Origin of the sequence: Nonlabens antarcticus, assembly GCF_015356755.1 — a bacterium.
Classification (GTDB): domain Bacteria; phylum Bacteroidota; class Bacteroidia; order Flavobacteriales; family Flavobacteriaceae; genus Nonlabens; species Nonlabens antarcticus.
Genome location: NZ_JADFCO010000056.1, coordinates 1 through 16,661 on the forward strand (window position 1 = coordinate 1; position 16,661 = coordinate 16,661).

Here is a 16,661-nt window from a genome sequence, read left to right on the forward strand (position 1 = left end):
CGTTGAGCTTTAAGTAATAAATTTAATCCTTCAATAATCTGTATCGGTTATTTAGGACGAGACAATTTTATTAACTAGTTATCGTCAGTTTTGACTTTCTCAACGTTACCGTTGTCATCATATTTGATTTTAGTCTCACTTCCGTCTTCGTTTTCGATCTTTACTTTGTCATCAGAAACCTCGACATTATCACCGTTGTCAATCATTTCTTGAGCATTTTCCTCTGCAGTTTTATCTTCTTCACGACAGGAAACGAAAGCAGCTGCTAGAGCAATAGAGAAAAGGAATACTTTGAAAATAGTTTTCATTATAAATTGATTTAGGGATCAAATGTATATAAATAAAGCGATAGCGAAACCAAATTAAATTAAAAAACCTGCCTTGGGAAAGACAGGTTTTTGTAACCAAATTATTTTGAAAAGAGTAAAGGTTACTTTAAGATAAATAAAACCGTTAGGGATAGTGTTATTCATCAGTTGTGAATTTAATGACTTTTTTGGATAAAAAAGAAATTCTATGTTATAAATGACTATTCTGTCGCTTTTTTGATAAATTTAATAGACGAACTGCTTCCATCCGTGTTTAATACCTTAATAAGGTAGACGCCAGTAGATAAATCTGAGATATTATAGAGCTCTTTACTACCCTCAATTCGCTTTACAAGTTGACCTGTCATAGTGTAAATCTTAATCTCAGCAACATCCATACTCAATCGAAAACTAGAGCTCGTGGGATTTGGAAACAATCGAATGGTATTCTCGATGACGCTGTCAGTAACACTGGCAGTAGTAGATAAAGCCTTATTACTAAATAAACGATACCCACCAGGCTCCAGGGTGATTAATGCATTCTGATTTGTGACATTCATCGATTCCTTTGAGAAATATTCATACCAGGTTCCAGTCTCTGTAAATTGTGGAGCCATGTTCTTAGTTATCACATCAAAATTTGCAACCACGATAACGTCAAATTCCGCTCCTTTGAGTTGAATTCTTTTTACAAGACCAGAAAGATCGAGTTCATTATTTACACTATTAAAAGTTGCAGGGTATTTGGTTTTTAGTTTAATGATCTCACCAGTTACTTTATAAAGATCAAGTCTGTTAGCATCTGTAGAATAACCGTTAGAAAACGCTACAGGTTTTCTAGCCAGGCGATCGTTATTTAATTCCTTATCATATCCTAACTCACCGAATTGCCAAAGCATTTTGGGACCCGGAATGCTGTATTGAATCGCAGCGATGGCTTCCTGACGGTCTAAAGCCACTGAAAGAGACTTCACTTGATAAGTAGGATTTGAATTATTCCCGAATTTCAGGGTCTGGTAAACGACCCTCTCCTCATCGTGACTTTCTGCATAGGATACTAAATGAAGATCCTTAAAATCTCTGTTGGCATGATATGCTCTTGATAGATCTGACTGCGATGAATATCCAAGGGAATTTTGCTTGTATTCTTGCGTCATTTTACCCCATAGCATAAAACCAATATCAGCAAGAGCTTTTTCTTCTTGATTCTCAGATAAATGTTCTAAAATCAAATAAATATCATCATCATTATTTACTAGGAGAAAATCTCGGTATTCCGTAAGAATGTCAACGCGCGATTGATCATATTTCCCCCATAATTCTACATTCCCGCTAGTATTATTTTGGGTAAATCCTTTAGATAAATCAAATCGAAAACCATCGATCTTAAATTCTGATAGAAAATATTGCATGGTTTGCTTCACATATTCTTTAGTCCAGCGGCTTTCATGGTTGAAATCAGTACCTACACTAAATGGGTGTTTTGCCGTCTCATTTAAATAGGGATTATCTGACCCAGCGTTGAAACCACTGGCGTCCGGCCACATCTGGACTAAAGGGCTTTGGCTAAATGCTTGATTATACACAATATCTACAATTACTGCAATTCCACGAGAATGCAATAAGTCTACCAGTTCTTTGAATTTTTCTGGAGTTCCATAGGCTTTGTCAAGTGCTCCATGGAACTTAGGATTGTAACCCCAACTGTCTGTTCCTTCAAATTCATTTAAAGGCATAAATTCAACCGCATTGATTCCTAGACCTGTTAGATAATCAATCTTATCAATGACTGCTTGAAAGGAATCAGATTCTGAGAAATCGCGCACTAAAAGCTCATAAATCACTAAATTCTCATTATCTGGTCTTGCGAAATCTGTTACGTTCCAATTGTATTCGGCTTTTTGATAGGTATATAAAGTAAGATCTCCAGTAGTTTTACCAGTAGGGTAGACGGGTAAGTTGGGAAAATTACCGGCTTTTATAAACGGGTCACTTCCTGGATCTAATATCAATGTACTGAATGGATCTGCTATTTTGATCTTATCGTCGACAATATATTGGTATTTAAATGTAGACTCCTTTGTAAACGTAGTTGCCGGTAAAGTGACCCAAAAATAATCTCCATCCTTTTTCATTTGAGTTTCTAGCGAGGGATTCCAGTCATTAAAACTACCGATTAGCAATGAACTTGACTTTCCAGGTGCTGCAAGAAGAAAGGTGACGCTTCCATCACTATTTTCATTTACACCGTTTTTAATGCCGCTCGGTCTTACCTGATTTTGAACCGTCGCAGGAACAAAAACATTGATAGCATCAGTAGCTGTCTCATTACCATTAATTGCTGTAAACACGATGTCATAAGAACCTGGAGCCGTAAATGTGAAGGGGTAACTTATAGAAGTGCTATTTGCTGTGGCGACCGATGAACCGTTTACTGTCAGGCTCAAAGTACTGGTCATAGAACTATTGCCCTTGATAACGATCTGTTCGTTGACAGCATAAATATTGTCGTCTTTTGGAGACGTTATAACAGCAATTAAACCTGGAGGGAAAATCTGCAGCTTAAAGTCATCTGTTTGTTTAGGTTTGTTGCTATTACTGCCGGGATTCCCGTTTGGTCCGTTGGCATTTCTAATGACGAGGTCAATGGCGGTAATCGTTTCTGTCGTAGGATCAACCCCAAAATACTCGTTCAACGTTGGCCCTAAAGTTATTTCAAATAGATTTTGTCCCGTCTTGGTAAAAGTAGGATTGATGGCAGTGTCATTGGTGAAAAAGTCACCCTTTACATTTTGGAATGCTACATTATTGATAGTAACGCCAGCGTAAAGATGTATGGTCTGGGTGGTGTTTTCTAAGGCAGTTCCAGTGGCATCAAAAATGATGGTTATTGTTTGATCTGCTGTAGGAGTAGAGGATGATGTTGACACTTGCGCTTTCGCGAAAGCGAACATACATACCATTAATAGGAGTAGATATTTTTTCATAATAGTCTTGTATATAGAGCAAAAAAAAGGGCTGCGAACAGCCCTTAAAGTTTAAATCGGAATCTTATTCTTCTACTGGTATGAAGATAAACCTACCATCAAGGTCATTAAAAAAGACGTTGTAAGTTCCCGCAGATGCTGGAATATTAGGATCGCCATTATTTGATCCCTGACCTATATAACTACTGGTGTCGTCGCCCCAGCTTGTATCCCACGCGTCATTTGCTCTGAATTTAATATCACCAGAACCTACTACAAGGTTTCTAATGCTCCACTGGTGTGGATCAAACGTTGACTGTATTAAGTTGATGTCTGGACCACCAAAACCATTATCGGGAAATGCGTCTCCTAAAAGACCGATGCTCGTGTAAGTCGCTGCAGTGGCGGCAGTAGTATTAGGCGTAATTGTAACGCTGGATTCACCCTCAGACGTATTAGTCACGCCAGTAATATCTATAACGAAATCGTAGTAACCAGCAGCGGGAGCTACAAGATTGTCTGGATCTGAGCCGTTGCCATCATTTACGCCTACCTTTCCATTACGTCCACCATATTGTGGTTGCCAGTTTCCTAAACTTGAAAGAACCTTAAACTCATCAGCATTGAAATATCCAGTATATCGGTAAACGTTATTGTCCTCTAGATCTATGAACAAAGCTGGGTTTGTCTTGTCGTTTCCTGAACCATTATCCCATCCTGGAGCTGTAGCAGCTCCTACTAAATATAAAGGATTGAAAGGATACCCTACATATGGAGTAATTGTTAATGAAATATCATCAGAAGCAATAGCCTTTACAGTTGGATCGTTTGTAGTAGCAATCACACGGGCCTTGAAAGCCAGGGATGTTCCATTCTCACCGCCTAGAGCAAGAGCTGCATCATTTAATTGCGAATAATTAATCGCAGCATCCACACCAGAAGATTGCGCCAGTACATATGGTTTAGAGTAATCGCCGGTTATAGAATCCACTTGAACAGTATAAGTCATTGCGACAGGAAGATCAAGGGTGATCGCATCCCAATTGAAGCGCTCTGCTAATTGATCCCGATTATCTGATGTCACTACAAAGGATCCCGATTGTGGAGATAAATTTAATTTCCGAGATTGATTTGTGTCTAATGTGAATTGCTCCTCGTCTTCAGAACAGGATGCAATACCTGCGATGATCGCAAGTCCCATAAATAAGCTATAGATTTTTTTCATTTTGATGTTTTTTAAATGATCCGATTTATTAATATCCAGGATTCTGGATGAGGTTGTCATTAAGGTTTAGTTGTTCTGCCGGGACTGGAAACAAGTCTCTAAATTGAGGAGTCGTTATGCCTGATTGCACGTTGCCTTTCCATGCCCACGTTCCATTTACAGAGAACTGATTGAAACGTATTAAATCTTGTCTTCTATGAGTTTCCCAATATAATTCTCGTCCTCTTTCCGCAAGAATAAATGTTAGGTTTAGATCATTTGCTGCTATGTTACTGCCCGAATTACCATAAGCACGTTCTCTTAAAATATTGATGTAATTCACTGCTTGACCAGTGCTACCGCCCCCACCTCTAAGGTTTGCTTCAGCATACATCAAATAAGCATCTGCCAGTCTGAAGACTGGAAAATCGATGTCGACAAAATCTCCAGATGGATCAGAACCAGCTGTTCCATCAACATTGACATTTTTAAACTTTGAAATAGCAAAACCGTTCGTGAATTTACTCTGATCAGCAATTTTCTTTGTTTGGTCTTGAGTAAAGAAAAGCTCTCTACCATCAGCGCTGTTTTCTTCACCTGGAAATAACTCTACAAATTGAGGCGTCGTTCTGATACCAGCCCATCCACCATTAATTCCGAAATTTCCAGCATCCATTTTTCCACCTACTGGCGCATGAGTCAAGAACGTAGTTCCTCCAAAAGTTCTCGTTTTTAAACCATCATAATTTATGGTCCAGATAAATTCATTTTGACTTCCGTTAGACCCGTTATCAGCAAGAAAAAGATTTTGATAGGGTTTGCTGGTGTCAACACTATATCCCGCAGTAATCACTTTCTCAGTGTACGTGATTACCTCTGTATTTCTAGCAGTACCTGTATAAACGTCTGCATTCAAATAGAGTTTTGCAAGAGTCATCCAGACCGTAGCTTGATCTGCTCTACCATAAGGGTTCATTCTTGCAGGAGTAATTTTATCTTCAATGTCAAGGAGTTCTGACTCTATATAGGTAAACAAGTCTGCTCTTTCAATAAGTTGTCCTGGAATTTTAGGATCTGTGGTTTCATCCTGGAAAGGCATCCCACCAAACATGTCCATACCGTGATAATAAGAGAATGCCCGTAGAAATCTAGCTTCATTGCGATAGGCTCTAATATTGACCCGATCAGATTCCTGAATACCGTTCTGATCTAGTTTAGCTTCGGTTGTGTTTTTTAAAAAGTCATTAGCTAGAGCTACTTGATAGGTTATTCTGGAATACATAGCACGTATGTACTGGTTACCATCACTCCACTGCTGTCTTTGGAAATCCTGAATACCCTCATCTCCCCATGCGATTACCGCCTCATCAGTCGGGAGTTCGCTAAGCTTCCATAAGTTACGGGTATAACTGGAGAAACCTCCATCAATTCCTTGAATGTCAGCATCAGCATCGCCGCCACCTTGCCCGCCTAAAGTGATACCGCCGTAAACCTTAGCGATCAAACCCTCATAAGCTGCCGGATCTGAAAGTAATTGACCTTCTGTAATTTGCTCACCGCGTGGCTGTAAATCCAGTGTATCCTCACAGCCTACTAAGGCTAGGATCGCTACTGCAGCACCCAATAAATATTTATAAATTTTCATAGTTTTTTATTTTAATGTGAAACCTATACCTAAGACGAAACTTCTACTTCTAGGGTAAATCGTGTTATCGATACCACCGCTAACCTCAGGATCTAATCCATCGTAGTCTGTAATAGTAAACAGGTTTGTTCCTGTAATTGAGGTTCTTATATCAACTCTGTCGCCAGGAAAAGTATATCCTATCGTTGCATTGTCCAGTTTCAAGAAATCTGCTTTCTGTATATAGTAATCTGAAAAGTACTGAGGATCTGTGAATTGACTGTCAAATATATCTGTAGTACTATTCGTATAGAAGTCTCCCGGATTGTTGAAGATATTAGAATACGTTGCACTGTTAGAATCTACATTATTGTAATTGTAAAGACCTGCAGATCCTCTTAAGGTAAAGCTCAAGGATAAATTCTTATAATTTAGGTTTGAGGTAAATCCATAGTAAGCATCTGGATTTGCTTTCTTATAGCGCACTCTGTCGGCACTATTTATAAGATTATCTCCATTAGTATCGAGGAATACGCCGTCTAATGGATTTCCTTCTTGATCGTACACTTGTCTAAAAATATGGAAAGAACTTGGGTCAGAACCTACTGCCCATTCTTGAATGGTATTTCCTACACCTCCTGCGATGCCACCCACAGCAACTGGGTTGTTGTTAGGTCCCGCAAGATTAGTAATCTCAATTTCACTAAATGTTAGGTTTGCACCTATATTCCAATTAAAATTTTCAGATTCAACTAGCTTAGCATCAAGACCGAATTCCAACCCTCTACTTAATGTATTACCCACATTCTGGATTCCAAAATTTTCAAGTCCACCCGCAGCTATAGGAGCAAACTGCAGTAGATCTGATGTTTCACGATAATAGGCATCTGCACTACCGGTCAAACGATCGTTGAAGAACCCTAAGTCTAAACCTACATTGTATTGTGCTGTTTCTTCCCATTTAAGATCCTGAGTTCCTTCTGGTCTAATAGTAGGAACAAAACGATCCCCAAATTGAACTTGTGCTTCCGGTTGTCCTGGAGTAAATACTTGAAGGAAAGAGAATTGCTCTCCTATTTCCTGTTGTCCCGTAACCCCATAGCCACCTCTTAATTTAAGCTGAGAAATGAACCCGCTATTCTGAATAAAATCTAGGTTGGTGAATTTTAATGCAACGCTGGCTCCACCAAACGTTCCGAAACGTTCTTCCGTTGAAAAACGGGAAGATCCATCTCTGGAAAGGCTACCGGATAAGACAACAAAATCTTGTATGTCAAATGTCAAACGACCGAAAAAAGATACCAACCTATTATCGGTTGGGAAAAATCTAGGATCTAGCAAAGCACCATTTAATGAACTAATGGTAGTGTTCTGTCTAGTGAAATCTTGATATGCACCACCTGCGGTTGCTTCTACATCAGTACCTAAGTTATCTAATGTTTTTTTATAATCAATGCGACCATTTAAAAGAATGTTTCTTCTGATTCCTTCGTTTAGGAAAATCGATCCGTTGCCAAAAAATCCAGCACCAGAATTTGCAGAGCGTATGGAGTAGGCATCAAACTCGTTGTAATCAAACCCAGCATTTCCATCAAGTGAAAGACCTTCTACAAACGGTATCTTATAATTTGCATTCAAATTCATTCTGATTTGGGAGTTGTCCGTTTCATCATCCAGACTTTCAAGTAATCCTACCGGGTTTTTAGGAGCATTTACTTCTAAACCACCATTCGTGTAAAATTCGTAAAAACCGTTTACAGAGTTACCAGGATCAGTAGATCTAACAGGTCTTGTAGGATCAAAAACAATGGCGCTTCCTATGGCGCCGCCGTCTGCATTTCCTATTTCTTCTAGAGCTCCTTGAGCGGTATAGGTCAATTTAAGGTCATTATTGAAGGCACGTTGCGTGACTGCAATGTTGATGGTAGAACGGCGATAGTCTGAAGTTTTCAATGTTCCTTCTTCATTAACCTGACTCAATCCCAATCGCAATGAAGTGGATTCAAAACCTTTTGAGATAGTCAGATTGTGATAACCTCTGGTCCCAGTTTGATAAATTTCGTTTTGCCAGTCCGTATTGCTATCTCCTAATAAATTTAAGTCTTGACCACGATCAGCGGCGAGTTGCCTAAATTGATCTGCCGTTAAAACATCTACAGAATTGGTATTTTTATTTACAGAAAATTGGGCGTCATAACTAACAGCCCAATCGCTGTTTAACCTTGCTCTTTTAGTAGTAATAAGAATCACACCGTTTGAGGCGCGGTTACCATATATCGCAGTAGCACTTGCATCTTTTAAAATGGTGTAACTCTCAATATCGTTAGGATTTAAACTATTCAGGTTAGAATTAGATTGATCTAGCGGCACACCATCGACAACATATAATGGATCTTTTGTGGCGCTTAAGGTAGAACCAGCACGAACCCTGATAGTAGGACCGTCTCCAGGTTTACCGCTAGGAGCCACTACTTGTACACCTGCTGCTTTACCTGCAAGCTGTTGACCTGGAGACACAATTGCTCCACGGTTAAAATCATCATCGCTAACCGTTGTTTGAGCGGCAGTAACGTTTTGCTGTTTTACCGTACCATAACCTATTAAAACAATCGCGTCCAGTTGTGAGGCATCTTCTTGTAAGACTACGTTGATTACATTTTGTCCAGAATATTGAATTTCCTGGGCGGCATAACCTAGGTAATTGATAACGATAATTGATCCTTCAGGGACGTTATTCAGTATGTATTTCCCATCAAAATCTGTAGCGGTACCTATGCTCGAGCCTTTCACAATAACAGATGCTCCCAGTACTGGAAGGTTATTTGTTGCTTCCGTTACTGTTCCTGAAATGCTCTGTGCGACTGCCAGCAGAGGCAATACTAGAAACAGCAAAGCGATTTTTAATTTTTGATTCATTTCTGAAGTTTGAGTTAATAATTAGAGGTAGTCTTCTTCTCACACGGCATAAAACTATGTAAATAAAACGTTAAGGAAATGTTTCCAGTGGTGTTTCTACGAAAACGTTTTCGGCTTTTTATAGTTCTGTTTAATGAAGTATATTTAGCTTTCGCGAAAGCGTAAGTCCCTCCATATAAAACCATAATTGATGTCTCAGAAAATCACCTTAAAAAAGATAGCACATGATTTAAAGGTGTCCATATCTACAGTGTCTAAAGCATTGCGAGACTCTCATGAAATCAGCGTTGAAACAAGAAATAAGATAAAAGTTTACGCTAAAAAATACAACTACAAACCTAATAGTATTGCCCTAAGTCTAAAGAATCAAAAGACCAAAAAAATAGGGATTATCATCCCTGAAATTGTACACCATTTCTTTGCTACTGTTATTTCTGGAATTGAAAAAGTAGCCAATGAAAAAGGCTATCAGGTTATTATATGTTTGTCTGGTGAAAGCTTTGCCAAAGAAGTCGTCAACATGGACGTGCTGGCAAATGGAAGTATTGATGGTTTTATTATGAGTCTATCTAAGGAAACCATGGAAAAACAAGATTTTCACCATCTTGAAGAGGTGCTAAATCAAGGGATGCCTATCGTGATGTTTGATAGAGTAGTGGAGGGAATCGAATGCGATAAAATTATCATCGACGATGTGGCCGCAGCCCATAGCGCTACGGAGTTTTTAATGCGCAAGGGACGTAAAAACCTGGCGATTATATCCACGGTAGATTATGTAAATGTAGGACGTTTGCGCACCAAGGGATTTAAAGAAGCTCTGGAGAAACGCGGTATGGAGTTTACGGAAAACAGAGTCCTCAAAATTGAGAATGCTGAAAATTGTTCTAAAGAAATTGATGATTTTTTAAAGAAAGACGATTACGACGGTGTCATAGCGGTCAATGAATTATTTGCTGTAATTGCGAGTAAATCATTGAAAAAAATGGGTAAGTCCATTCCAGAAGATGTTGCAATCATTGCTTTTACAGATGGAATACTGAGCAAATATGCCAGCCCGACATTGACTACTATTGGTCAAAATGGGGAAGATATGGGTGGCCTGGCTGCTACAAAATTGATTGAACGCTTAGAAAGTAAGGAGGACGTAGAAGAAAGCTACGAAACCGTTATCGTAAAAACATCATTAGTAGAGAGGGAATCAACGCCGCAATAATAGTATATTTGACCTGTGATTTTTAAGGATTTCACTGGTAATATCAAAACTTGTCTTCTTCACACACGCATAAGTTTTGATAAGTCATAAGGCTTATCGTAATTAATAATTATCGATATGCAAAAACCTAAGTTAGGTTTCTGGGATATCTGGAACATGAGTTTCGGATTTCTTGGTATTCAGTTTGGTTTTGCCCTTCAGGGCTCTACCATGTCCCGTATTTTTGAGACTTTAGGAGCTAGCAAGGACAACATTCCTATGCTCTGGATAGCTGCGCCTCTTGCTGGTCTGATTGTGCAACCCATAATAGGATATCTAAGTGATAATACCTGGCACAAATCCTTAGGCCGCAGGCGCCCCTTCTTTTTACTGGGTGCCATTTTGAGTAGTATCGCACTTATATTCATGCCGTTTTCCTCAGAAGTGTGGATGGCAGCTGGGCTGCTTCTTGTTCTCGATGCCTCCATTAATATTAGTATGGAGCCTTTTAGAGCACTAGTTGCTGATAAACTCCCAGATTCACAGCGCAGTTATGGATTTGTAGTTCAAACTCTTATTATAGGTGTAGGAACCTGGATTGCCAGTAATCTTCCTAAATTTTTAAATGATATACTGGATATTTCAAACGAGGCCGCACCGGGCGTTGTTCCAGACTCGGTTAAGATCGCTTTTATGGTGGGCGCTGCGGTTTTCATGATCTCGATCCTTGTCACCATATTTACTACGAAAGAATACACTCCAACGGAAATGGCAGCCTTTGAAGATGCTGGAGAACCGGAGGAGAAAAAAGGAATGTGGGCAACAATCACATCCACTTATGCATTAATGCCCGTTATTATGAAGAAGTTGGGTGTCGTGCAGTTTTTCTCTTGGTTTGCATTTTTTGCGATGTGGACGCTCGCAAACCCAGCCTTGACAGAACATATTTACAACGCCCCAAAACCAGATGTCACACAATTTGCACAATTAGATAGCAGTGACAAGGTTTTATTAGATGTAAATCAGACTACATTATTCCTCGATCAGGATTATGCAGATGATTATAGAATTCAAGATAAGGCGTACAACGAGGCTTCTGATGATGTAGGTGCAAAAATGGGAATCTACGGATTGTCATCGATGGCGTTTGCACTATTACTCACCTTTTACACGGCCTACAAAAGCATTAATAGGAAGGTCGTTCACATGGTGAGTTTGATTTTAGGAGCTATTGGGTTTTTGCTGATGTATTACATACCTGGTCAACCGGAATATTTGACCTTATGTTTTGCATTGATTGGTATTGCATGGGGTAGCATACTATCCATGCCGTACGCTATGCTTTCTAGTTCTGTAGCCAGTAATAAGATGGGATTGATGATGGGTGTGTTCAATATGTTTATCGTAATACCACAAATTATCGCAGCATTGAGTGGCGTAGTTTTCCTATACAATTTGATAGGAGACGAAACCATTCACGCCATGACTATCGCTGGAATCTTTTTACTATTAGCAGCAGCTTCTAATTTGCTTATCAAAAATAAAAAAGCAATCACTTATCAACCTTCAATAGCAGATGAATAATGATTAAGAAAGCATTCATATTTGATCTAGACGGCGTTGTCGTCGATACGGCAAAATTTCATTTTGTAGCATGGCAAAACTTAGCCTCAAGCTTAGATATCAATTTTACGGAAGAAGAAAACGAACAGCTTAAAGGCGTTTCCCGTGTGCGCTCTTTGGAAAAGATTTTAGAGTGGGGAAATAAAAAAATTGATAAAGAAACCTTTGAACAAAAGCTGATTCAGAAAAACGAGGAATACCTCAAAATGGTGGAAACCCTAGATCAGAAAGATATTCTTCCAGGCGTGTATGATTTTTTGATACACTTAAAAAAACAAGATCAGCCCATAGCTTTGGGTAGTGCCAGCAAGAATGCAAGGCCTATTTTAAAAAAACTAGGAATTCTTAACATGTTTGATGCTATCGTGGATGGAACGGACGTGAGCAAAGCAAAGCCAGATCCAGAGGTATTTCTCAACGCCTGCAAATTATTGAATATGCCGTCAGAAAATGCGATTGTATTTGAAGATAGTATTGCTGGTATTCAAGCCGCAAACATTGCGGGAATGATCAGTATAGGATTGGGAGAAGAGAAAAATTTAAGCGAGGCAGATGAAGTTTTTAGGAGCTTTCTAGACATGCCAGCAGATTATCAACATCAGTTATTGAATAAAACGAAGTAATGAGTCGAGAATATATCATACCAAACGCGTGGTCTATTATTGAGGAAGGATGGAATCCTGATCTCGTAAAATCCAGTGAAAGCCTTTTTTCCATAGGTAATGGGGCCATGGGACAGCGCGCAAATTTTGAAGAAACCTATACGGGAGAAACTTTCCAGGGTAGTTATGTTGCGGGAGTTTATTATCCAGATAAAACACGCGTAGGCTGGTGGAAAAACGGCTACCCAGAATATTTCGCAAAAGTTTTAAATGCGCCTAATTTCATAGGGATCGATGTTTTTATCGATGGTGAAACGCTGGACTTGGCCAAATATGAAAAGACCGACATCCGTCATTACCGTCGCGAGCTCAATATGAAAGAAGGCTGGCACGAACGCTCGTTTGAAATTAATTTATCCGATTCTAAAACGATTAAAGTCGTGGCTCGCAGATTTCTTTCCATGAAGCATGACGAGTTAGGTGTTATAAATTATAGTGTTACCGCAGTGAAAGGGGATATGCGTGTTTCTTTTCAACCGTACATAGATGGTGGAATCAAAAATGAAGATTCCAACTGGGATGATAAGTTCTGGGAAATTGAAGATTTACAATCTGTAGATCATCAAGGTTTTATACGCAGCCGTACTAATAAAACAAATTTTTACGTGTGCACATTCATGCAGTCTGAGTTGTATAAAAATGGAGAACACGTCCAGTATGCCGCTCATTTTGATAAAAATGAATCTGTAGTGCGACACAAGGTGGCTTCTCAAATATCTGAAGGTCATACTGTAACTCTGATTAAATATGCGGGTTACACTTCAAGTTTGAACCATGAGCACTTTGAAATTTTGCACGCTGCAAAAAACGTTCTTCGCACCGCTGTAGAAAAAGGATATGAAGGATTGCTGGAAGAACAGAAAGAAGCTTGGGCTCAAACCTGGTCAATGGCAGACATTGCTATTGAAGGTGATTTAAAGGCCCAACAAGGAATACGATTCAATATTTTCCAATTGAACCAAACGTATTCTGGTAAAGATGCACGGTTAAATATTGGGCCTAAAGGATTTACGGGAGAGAAATATGGAGGTTCCACCTATTGGGATACTGAAGCATATTGCTTACCTTTCTACATGGCTACCAAAGATCAAAAGGTCGCCAGAAATTTACTGAAATATAGGTATGAGCAGCTAGACAAGGCCATTGAGAATGCCGAGAAATTGGGATTCTCTAATGGAGCTGCTCTATATCCTATGGTTACCATGAATGGCGAGGAAAGCCATAACGAATGGGAAATAACCTTTGAAGAGATTCACCGCAATGGTGCGATGGTTTATGCCATTCACAACTATCTTAAATATACCGGCGACTACTCCTACATTCCAGAAATGGGACTTGAGGTAATGATTGCTATTGCAAAGTTCTGGCACCAGCGTGCAACGTTTTCTAAACAAGCAGATAAGTATATGATTTTGGGGGTGACAGGACCTAATGAATATGAAAATAACGTCAACAATAACTGGTACACAAATTATTTAGCCAAATGGTGTATCGAGCAAACGGTTGATCATCTGGACAAAGTTAAAAATGGTCATAATGACGATTATCAACGTATTGTAGGACTCACTAAAATTACTGACCGCGATATCGCTTCCTGGTTAGAAGTTGCTCATAATATGTACGAACCCTTTGATAAGGAACTTGGAATCTACCTCCAGCAGGATGGTTTTTTAGATAAAGAGATTATTCCAGTATCAGATCTGAAATCTTCCCAGAGACCGATCAACCAGAAATGGTCTTGGGACAGAATCCTACGCAGCTGTTATATAAAGCAAGCAGATGTTCTTCAAGGCTTTTATTTTTTTGAGGATCACTTTACGACTGAGCAGCTAGAAAAACACTTTGACTTTTACGAACCGTTAACCGTGCATGAAAGCTCGCTATCACCCTGTGTGCACAGTATTCAAGCAGCCCACTTAGGAAGGATGGATCAGGCCTATGATCTTTATTTGAGAACTTCCAGGCTCGATCTAGATGATTACAATCATGAGGTGGAAGACGGTTGTCACATAACCAGTATGGCTGGAACCTGGATGAGTATTGTGGAAGGGTTCGGTGGGTTTAAAATTGTTGATGACATGCCTAGTTTTAATGCAAAATTACCAGAGCAATGGAAATCCTTTAGTTTTAAAATCAACTTTAGGGATCAAGTTTTGAATGTACATGTAACGGCAAATCAAACTATAGTAAAACTGGAGGGTGACAGGAGCTTAGAAATTATAATCGATGGTCAAAAGCAAACTTTAGAGCCAGCAACCATAAACATCTAGCTTATGAAATTCTCTAACGTTGCACTTTTCTTGTTGGTTTATTTCGCTTTCGCGAAAGCGGGAACGGCACAGATACAGCACATGGAACCACCCAACTGGTGGGCAGGAATGGAGCACTCGCAAGTAGAAATCATGTTTCATGGAAACAATATTGGTGAATTTAAAAATGTAAACTCAGACTTAGAAATTCTCAACGTCCGACATACAGAAAATCCGAATTATCTCTTTGTTATGGTAGAGACAGCAAATAAACCAGCTGGTTTTTACGACATCACACTGGGGAAAGCAGGAATAAAGATGTCGAAAAATTTTAGTCTTCAGGAACGCGATGAGAATTCGCAGCAACGTACAGGGTTCGATTCCAGTGATGCGATCTATCTATTGATGCCAGACCGCTTTGCAAATGGAGACCCCAGTAACGATTCCGTCAAATCAATGACAGAAAAAGTAAACAGAGCCGATAAAGGTGGGCGTCACGGTGGCGACATTCAGGGAATCATTGACCATTTAGATTACATAAAGGATTTAGGAGCAACAGCAATCTGGAGCACGCCATTATTAGAAGATAACGATGTGAGCTATTCTTACCATACCTATGCACAAAGTGATCTTTACAATATCGACCCACGATATGGGACGAATGAATTATACCGTAAACTGGCTGATGAATTGCATTCCCATGATATGAAACTAATCATGGATTATGTGACAAATCACTGGGGTGCGACGCACTGGATGATGAAGGATTTACCAACGGAAACCTGGATTCACAAGTTCCCAGATAATAAGGGTAAAGACTTTCCTGTGGAAGGTTATGCAAATTCTTCCTACAGACAGTCCACACAAATGGATCCCAATGCCAGTGAACGTGATAAAACGTATGCCGAAAAAGGCTGGTTTGTAAGCACAATGCCTGATCTAAATCAAAGCGAGCCATTAGTTTTGAACTACTTGATTCAAAATGCGATATGGTGGATTGAATATGCCGGGCTCGATGGTTTGCGCGTGGATACTTATTCCTATAACGAAAAAGACGGAATTGCGGCCTGGACAAAAGCCATTATGAATGAGTACCCAAATTTCAACATTGTGGGAGAAACCTGGTTGCATGATCAAGCACAGATTGCTTACTGGCAAAAAGATTCTCCTATTTCGGCAATTCAATCTTACAATACAAATTTACCCAGTGTTATGGATTTCACCTTACATGATGCGATTCTCGAAGCTTTTAAAGAGCCCGAACAAGGCTGGGATAAAGGAATGATACGTGTTTATGAGAATTTCGTAAATGACTTTCTATATCCCGATATTGATAATATCATGGTTTTTGCAGGTAATCATGATACCAATAGAATTAGTGGCGACGGCGTTTATAATAGTAACCTAGAAAATTACAAACTCGCAATGACTCTTGTTTTGACCACACGTGGGATTCCGCAATTGTATTATGGTGATGAGATCGGTATGATGGGGAATAAGGGAACTAATGGTGATGGCGATATAAGAAGGGATTTTCCCGGCGGTTGGGAGAATGATGTGAACAATGCCTTTCATAAGACTGGAAGAACTCAAACCCAAGAAAATTACCACGGCTTCACAAAAAACCTCCTCAATTATCGTAAATCTAAACCGGTTCTTCACACAGGGAAATTATTGCAATATGTTCCTGAGGAAAACTGCTATGTGTATTTCAGATCTAATGAGAACAGCAGGGTTATGGTGGTTATCAATAATAATGTGGCAGCTGTTACTCTTGATCTTTCCAGATTTGTAGAAGGTTTAAATGGTAAAAATAGGGGTATTGATATAATTTCAAACTCCCAGATTGATCTTAATAAATCCCTCAAAGTGGCAGGGAAAACTAGCTTAGTAATTGATCTCGATTAAAATCTAAAT

General features: G+C 39.3%; 10 protein-coding genes. 5 read left to right on the top strand and 5 right to left on the bottom strand.

Annotated elements, in window-relative coordinates; translation table 11 throughout:
• Positions 1 to 74: 74 nt before the first annotated feature.
• From IQ282_RS00515 to IQ282_RS00535, 5 genes are all read right to left on the bottom strand, one after another.
• Entirely contained in the window at positions 75 to 308 is a 234-nt protein-coding gene (locus IQ282_RS00515) for a hypothetical protein (RefSeq protein ID WP_194849991.1), read from the bottom strand.
• A 221-nt stretch (positions 309 to 529) separates the two neighbouring features.
• Positions 530 to 3,295, bottom strand: coding sequence for an alpha-amylase family glycosyl hydrolase (locus IQ282_RS00520; protein WP_194849992.1), 2,766 nt, complete (start codon positions 3,293 to 3,295; stop codon positions 530 to 532).
• Positions 3,296 to 3,359: 64 nt separating this feature from the next.
• Positions 3,360 to 4,499 carry a SusF/SusE family outer membrane protein gene (locus tag IQ282_RS00525; RefSeq protein WP_194849993.1) on the bottom strand — a complete coding sequence of 380 codons (1,140 nt, stop codon included), beginning with the start codon at positions 4,497 to 4,499 and terminating at the stop codon, positions 3,360 to 3,362.
• A 28-nt stretch (positions 4,500 to 4,527) separates the two neighbouring features.
• Positions 4,528 to 6,123, bottom strand: a complete 1,596-nt coding sequence (locus tag IQ282_RS00530) for a RagB/SusD family nutrient uptake outer membrane protein (RefSeq protein WP_194849994.1) — start codon at positions 6,121 to 6,123, stop codon at positions 4,528 to 4,530.
• Positions 6,124 to 6,129: 6 nt separating this feature from the next.
• Positions 6,130 to 9,018, bottom strand: a complete 2,889-nt coding sequence (locus IQ282_RS00535; RefSeq protein ID WP_194849995.1) for a SusC/RagA family TonB-linked outer membrane protein — start codon at positions 9,016 to 9,018, stop codon at positions 6,130 to 6,132.
• A 190-nt stretch (positions 9,019 to 9,208) separates the two neighbouring features.
• Here IQ282_RS00535 and IQ282_RS00540 point away from each other — a divergent pair, with 190 nt between their 5' ends.
• From IQ282_RS00540 to IQ282_RS00560, 5 genes are all read left to right on the top strand, one after another.
• Positions 9,209 to 10,231: a LacI family DNA-binding transcriptional regulator gene (locus tag IQ282_RS00540; RefSeq protein ID WP_194849996.1), complete on the top strand. Its 1,023-nt coding sequence runs from the start codon at positions 9,209 to 9,211 to the stop codon at positions 10,229 to 10,231.
• A 117-nt stretch (positions 10,232 to 10,348) separates the two neighbouring features.
• Positions 10,349 to 11,794, top strand: coding sequence for an MFS transporter (locus tag IQ282_RS00545; protein WP_194849997.1), 1,446 nt, complete (start codon positions 10,349 to 10,351; stop codon positions 11,792 to 11,794).
• Positions 11,794 to 12,456 (top strand): beta-phosphoglucomutase, encoded by a 663-nt coding sequence (gene pgmB / locus IQ282_RS00550; RefSeq protein ID WP_194849998.1) that lies wholly within the window; start codon positions 11,794 to 11,796, stop codon positions 12,454 to 12,456. The genes IQ282_RS00545 and pgmB overlap by 1 nt, the downstream gene beginning before the upstream one ends.
• Complete coding sequence (locus IQ282_RS00555; protein WP_194849999.1) at positions 12,456 to 14,765, top strand: glycoside hydrolase family 65 protein; 2,310 nt, start codon at positions 12,456 to 12,458, stop codon at positions 14,763 to 14,765. The genes pgmB and IQ282_RS00555 overlap by 1 nt, the downstream gene beginning before the upstream one ends.
• Before the next feature lie 3 nt (positions 14,766 to 14,768).
• Positions 14,769 to 16,652, top strand: a complete 1,884-nt coding sequence (locus IQ282_RS00560; protein ID WP_194850000.1) for an alpha-amylase family glycosyl hydrolase — start codon at positions 14,769 to 14,771, stop codon at positions 16,650 to 16,652.
• The last annotated feature ends 9 nt before the right edge of the window (positions 16,653 to 16,661 follow it).

Excerpts from the sequence above, each read along its gene's own strand:
- IQ282_RS00515 (WP_194849991.1), bottom strand. The coding sequence starts at position 308 with ATGAAAACTATTTTCAAAGTATTCCTTTTCTCTATTGCTCTAGCAGCT.
- IQ282_RS00520 (WP_194849992.1), bottom strand. The coding sequence starts at position 3,295 with ATGAAAAAATATCTACTCCTATTAATGGTATGTATGTTCGCTTTCGCG.
- IQ282_RS00525 (WP_194849993.1), bottom strand. The coding sequence starts at position 4,499 with ATGAAAAAAATCTATAGCTTATTTATGGGACTTGCGATCATCGCAGGT.
- IQ282_RS00530 (WP_194849994.1), bottom strand. The coding sequence starts at position 6,123 with ATGAAAATTTATAAATATTTATTGGGTGCTGCAGTAGCGATCCTAGCC.
- IQ282_RS00535 (WP_194849995.1), bottom strand. The coding sequence starts at position 9,018 with ATGAATCAAAAATTAAAAATCGCTTTGCTGTTTCTAGTATTGCCTCTG.
- IQ282_RS00540 (WP_194849996.1), top strand. The coding sequence starts at position 9,209 with ATGTCTCAGAAAATCACCTTAAAAAAGATAGCACATGATTTAAAGGTG.
- IQ282_RS00545 (WP_194849997.1), top strand. The coding sequence starts at position 10,349 with ATGCAAAAACCTAAGTTAGGTTTCTGGGATATCTGGAACATGAGTTTC.
- pgmB (WP_194849998.1), top strand. The coding sequence starts at position 11,794 with ATGATTAAGAAAGCATTCATATTTGATCTAGACGGCGTTGTCGTCGAT.
- IQ282_RS00555 (WP_194849999.1), top strand. The coding sequence starts at position 12,456 with ATGAGTCGAGAATATATCATACCAAACGCGTGGTCTATTATTGAGGAA.
- IQ282_RS00560 (WP_194850000.1), top strand. The coding sequence starts at position 14,769 with ATGAAATTCTCTAACGTTGCACTTTTCTTGTTGGTTTATTTCGCTTTC.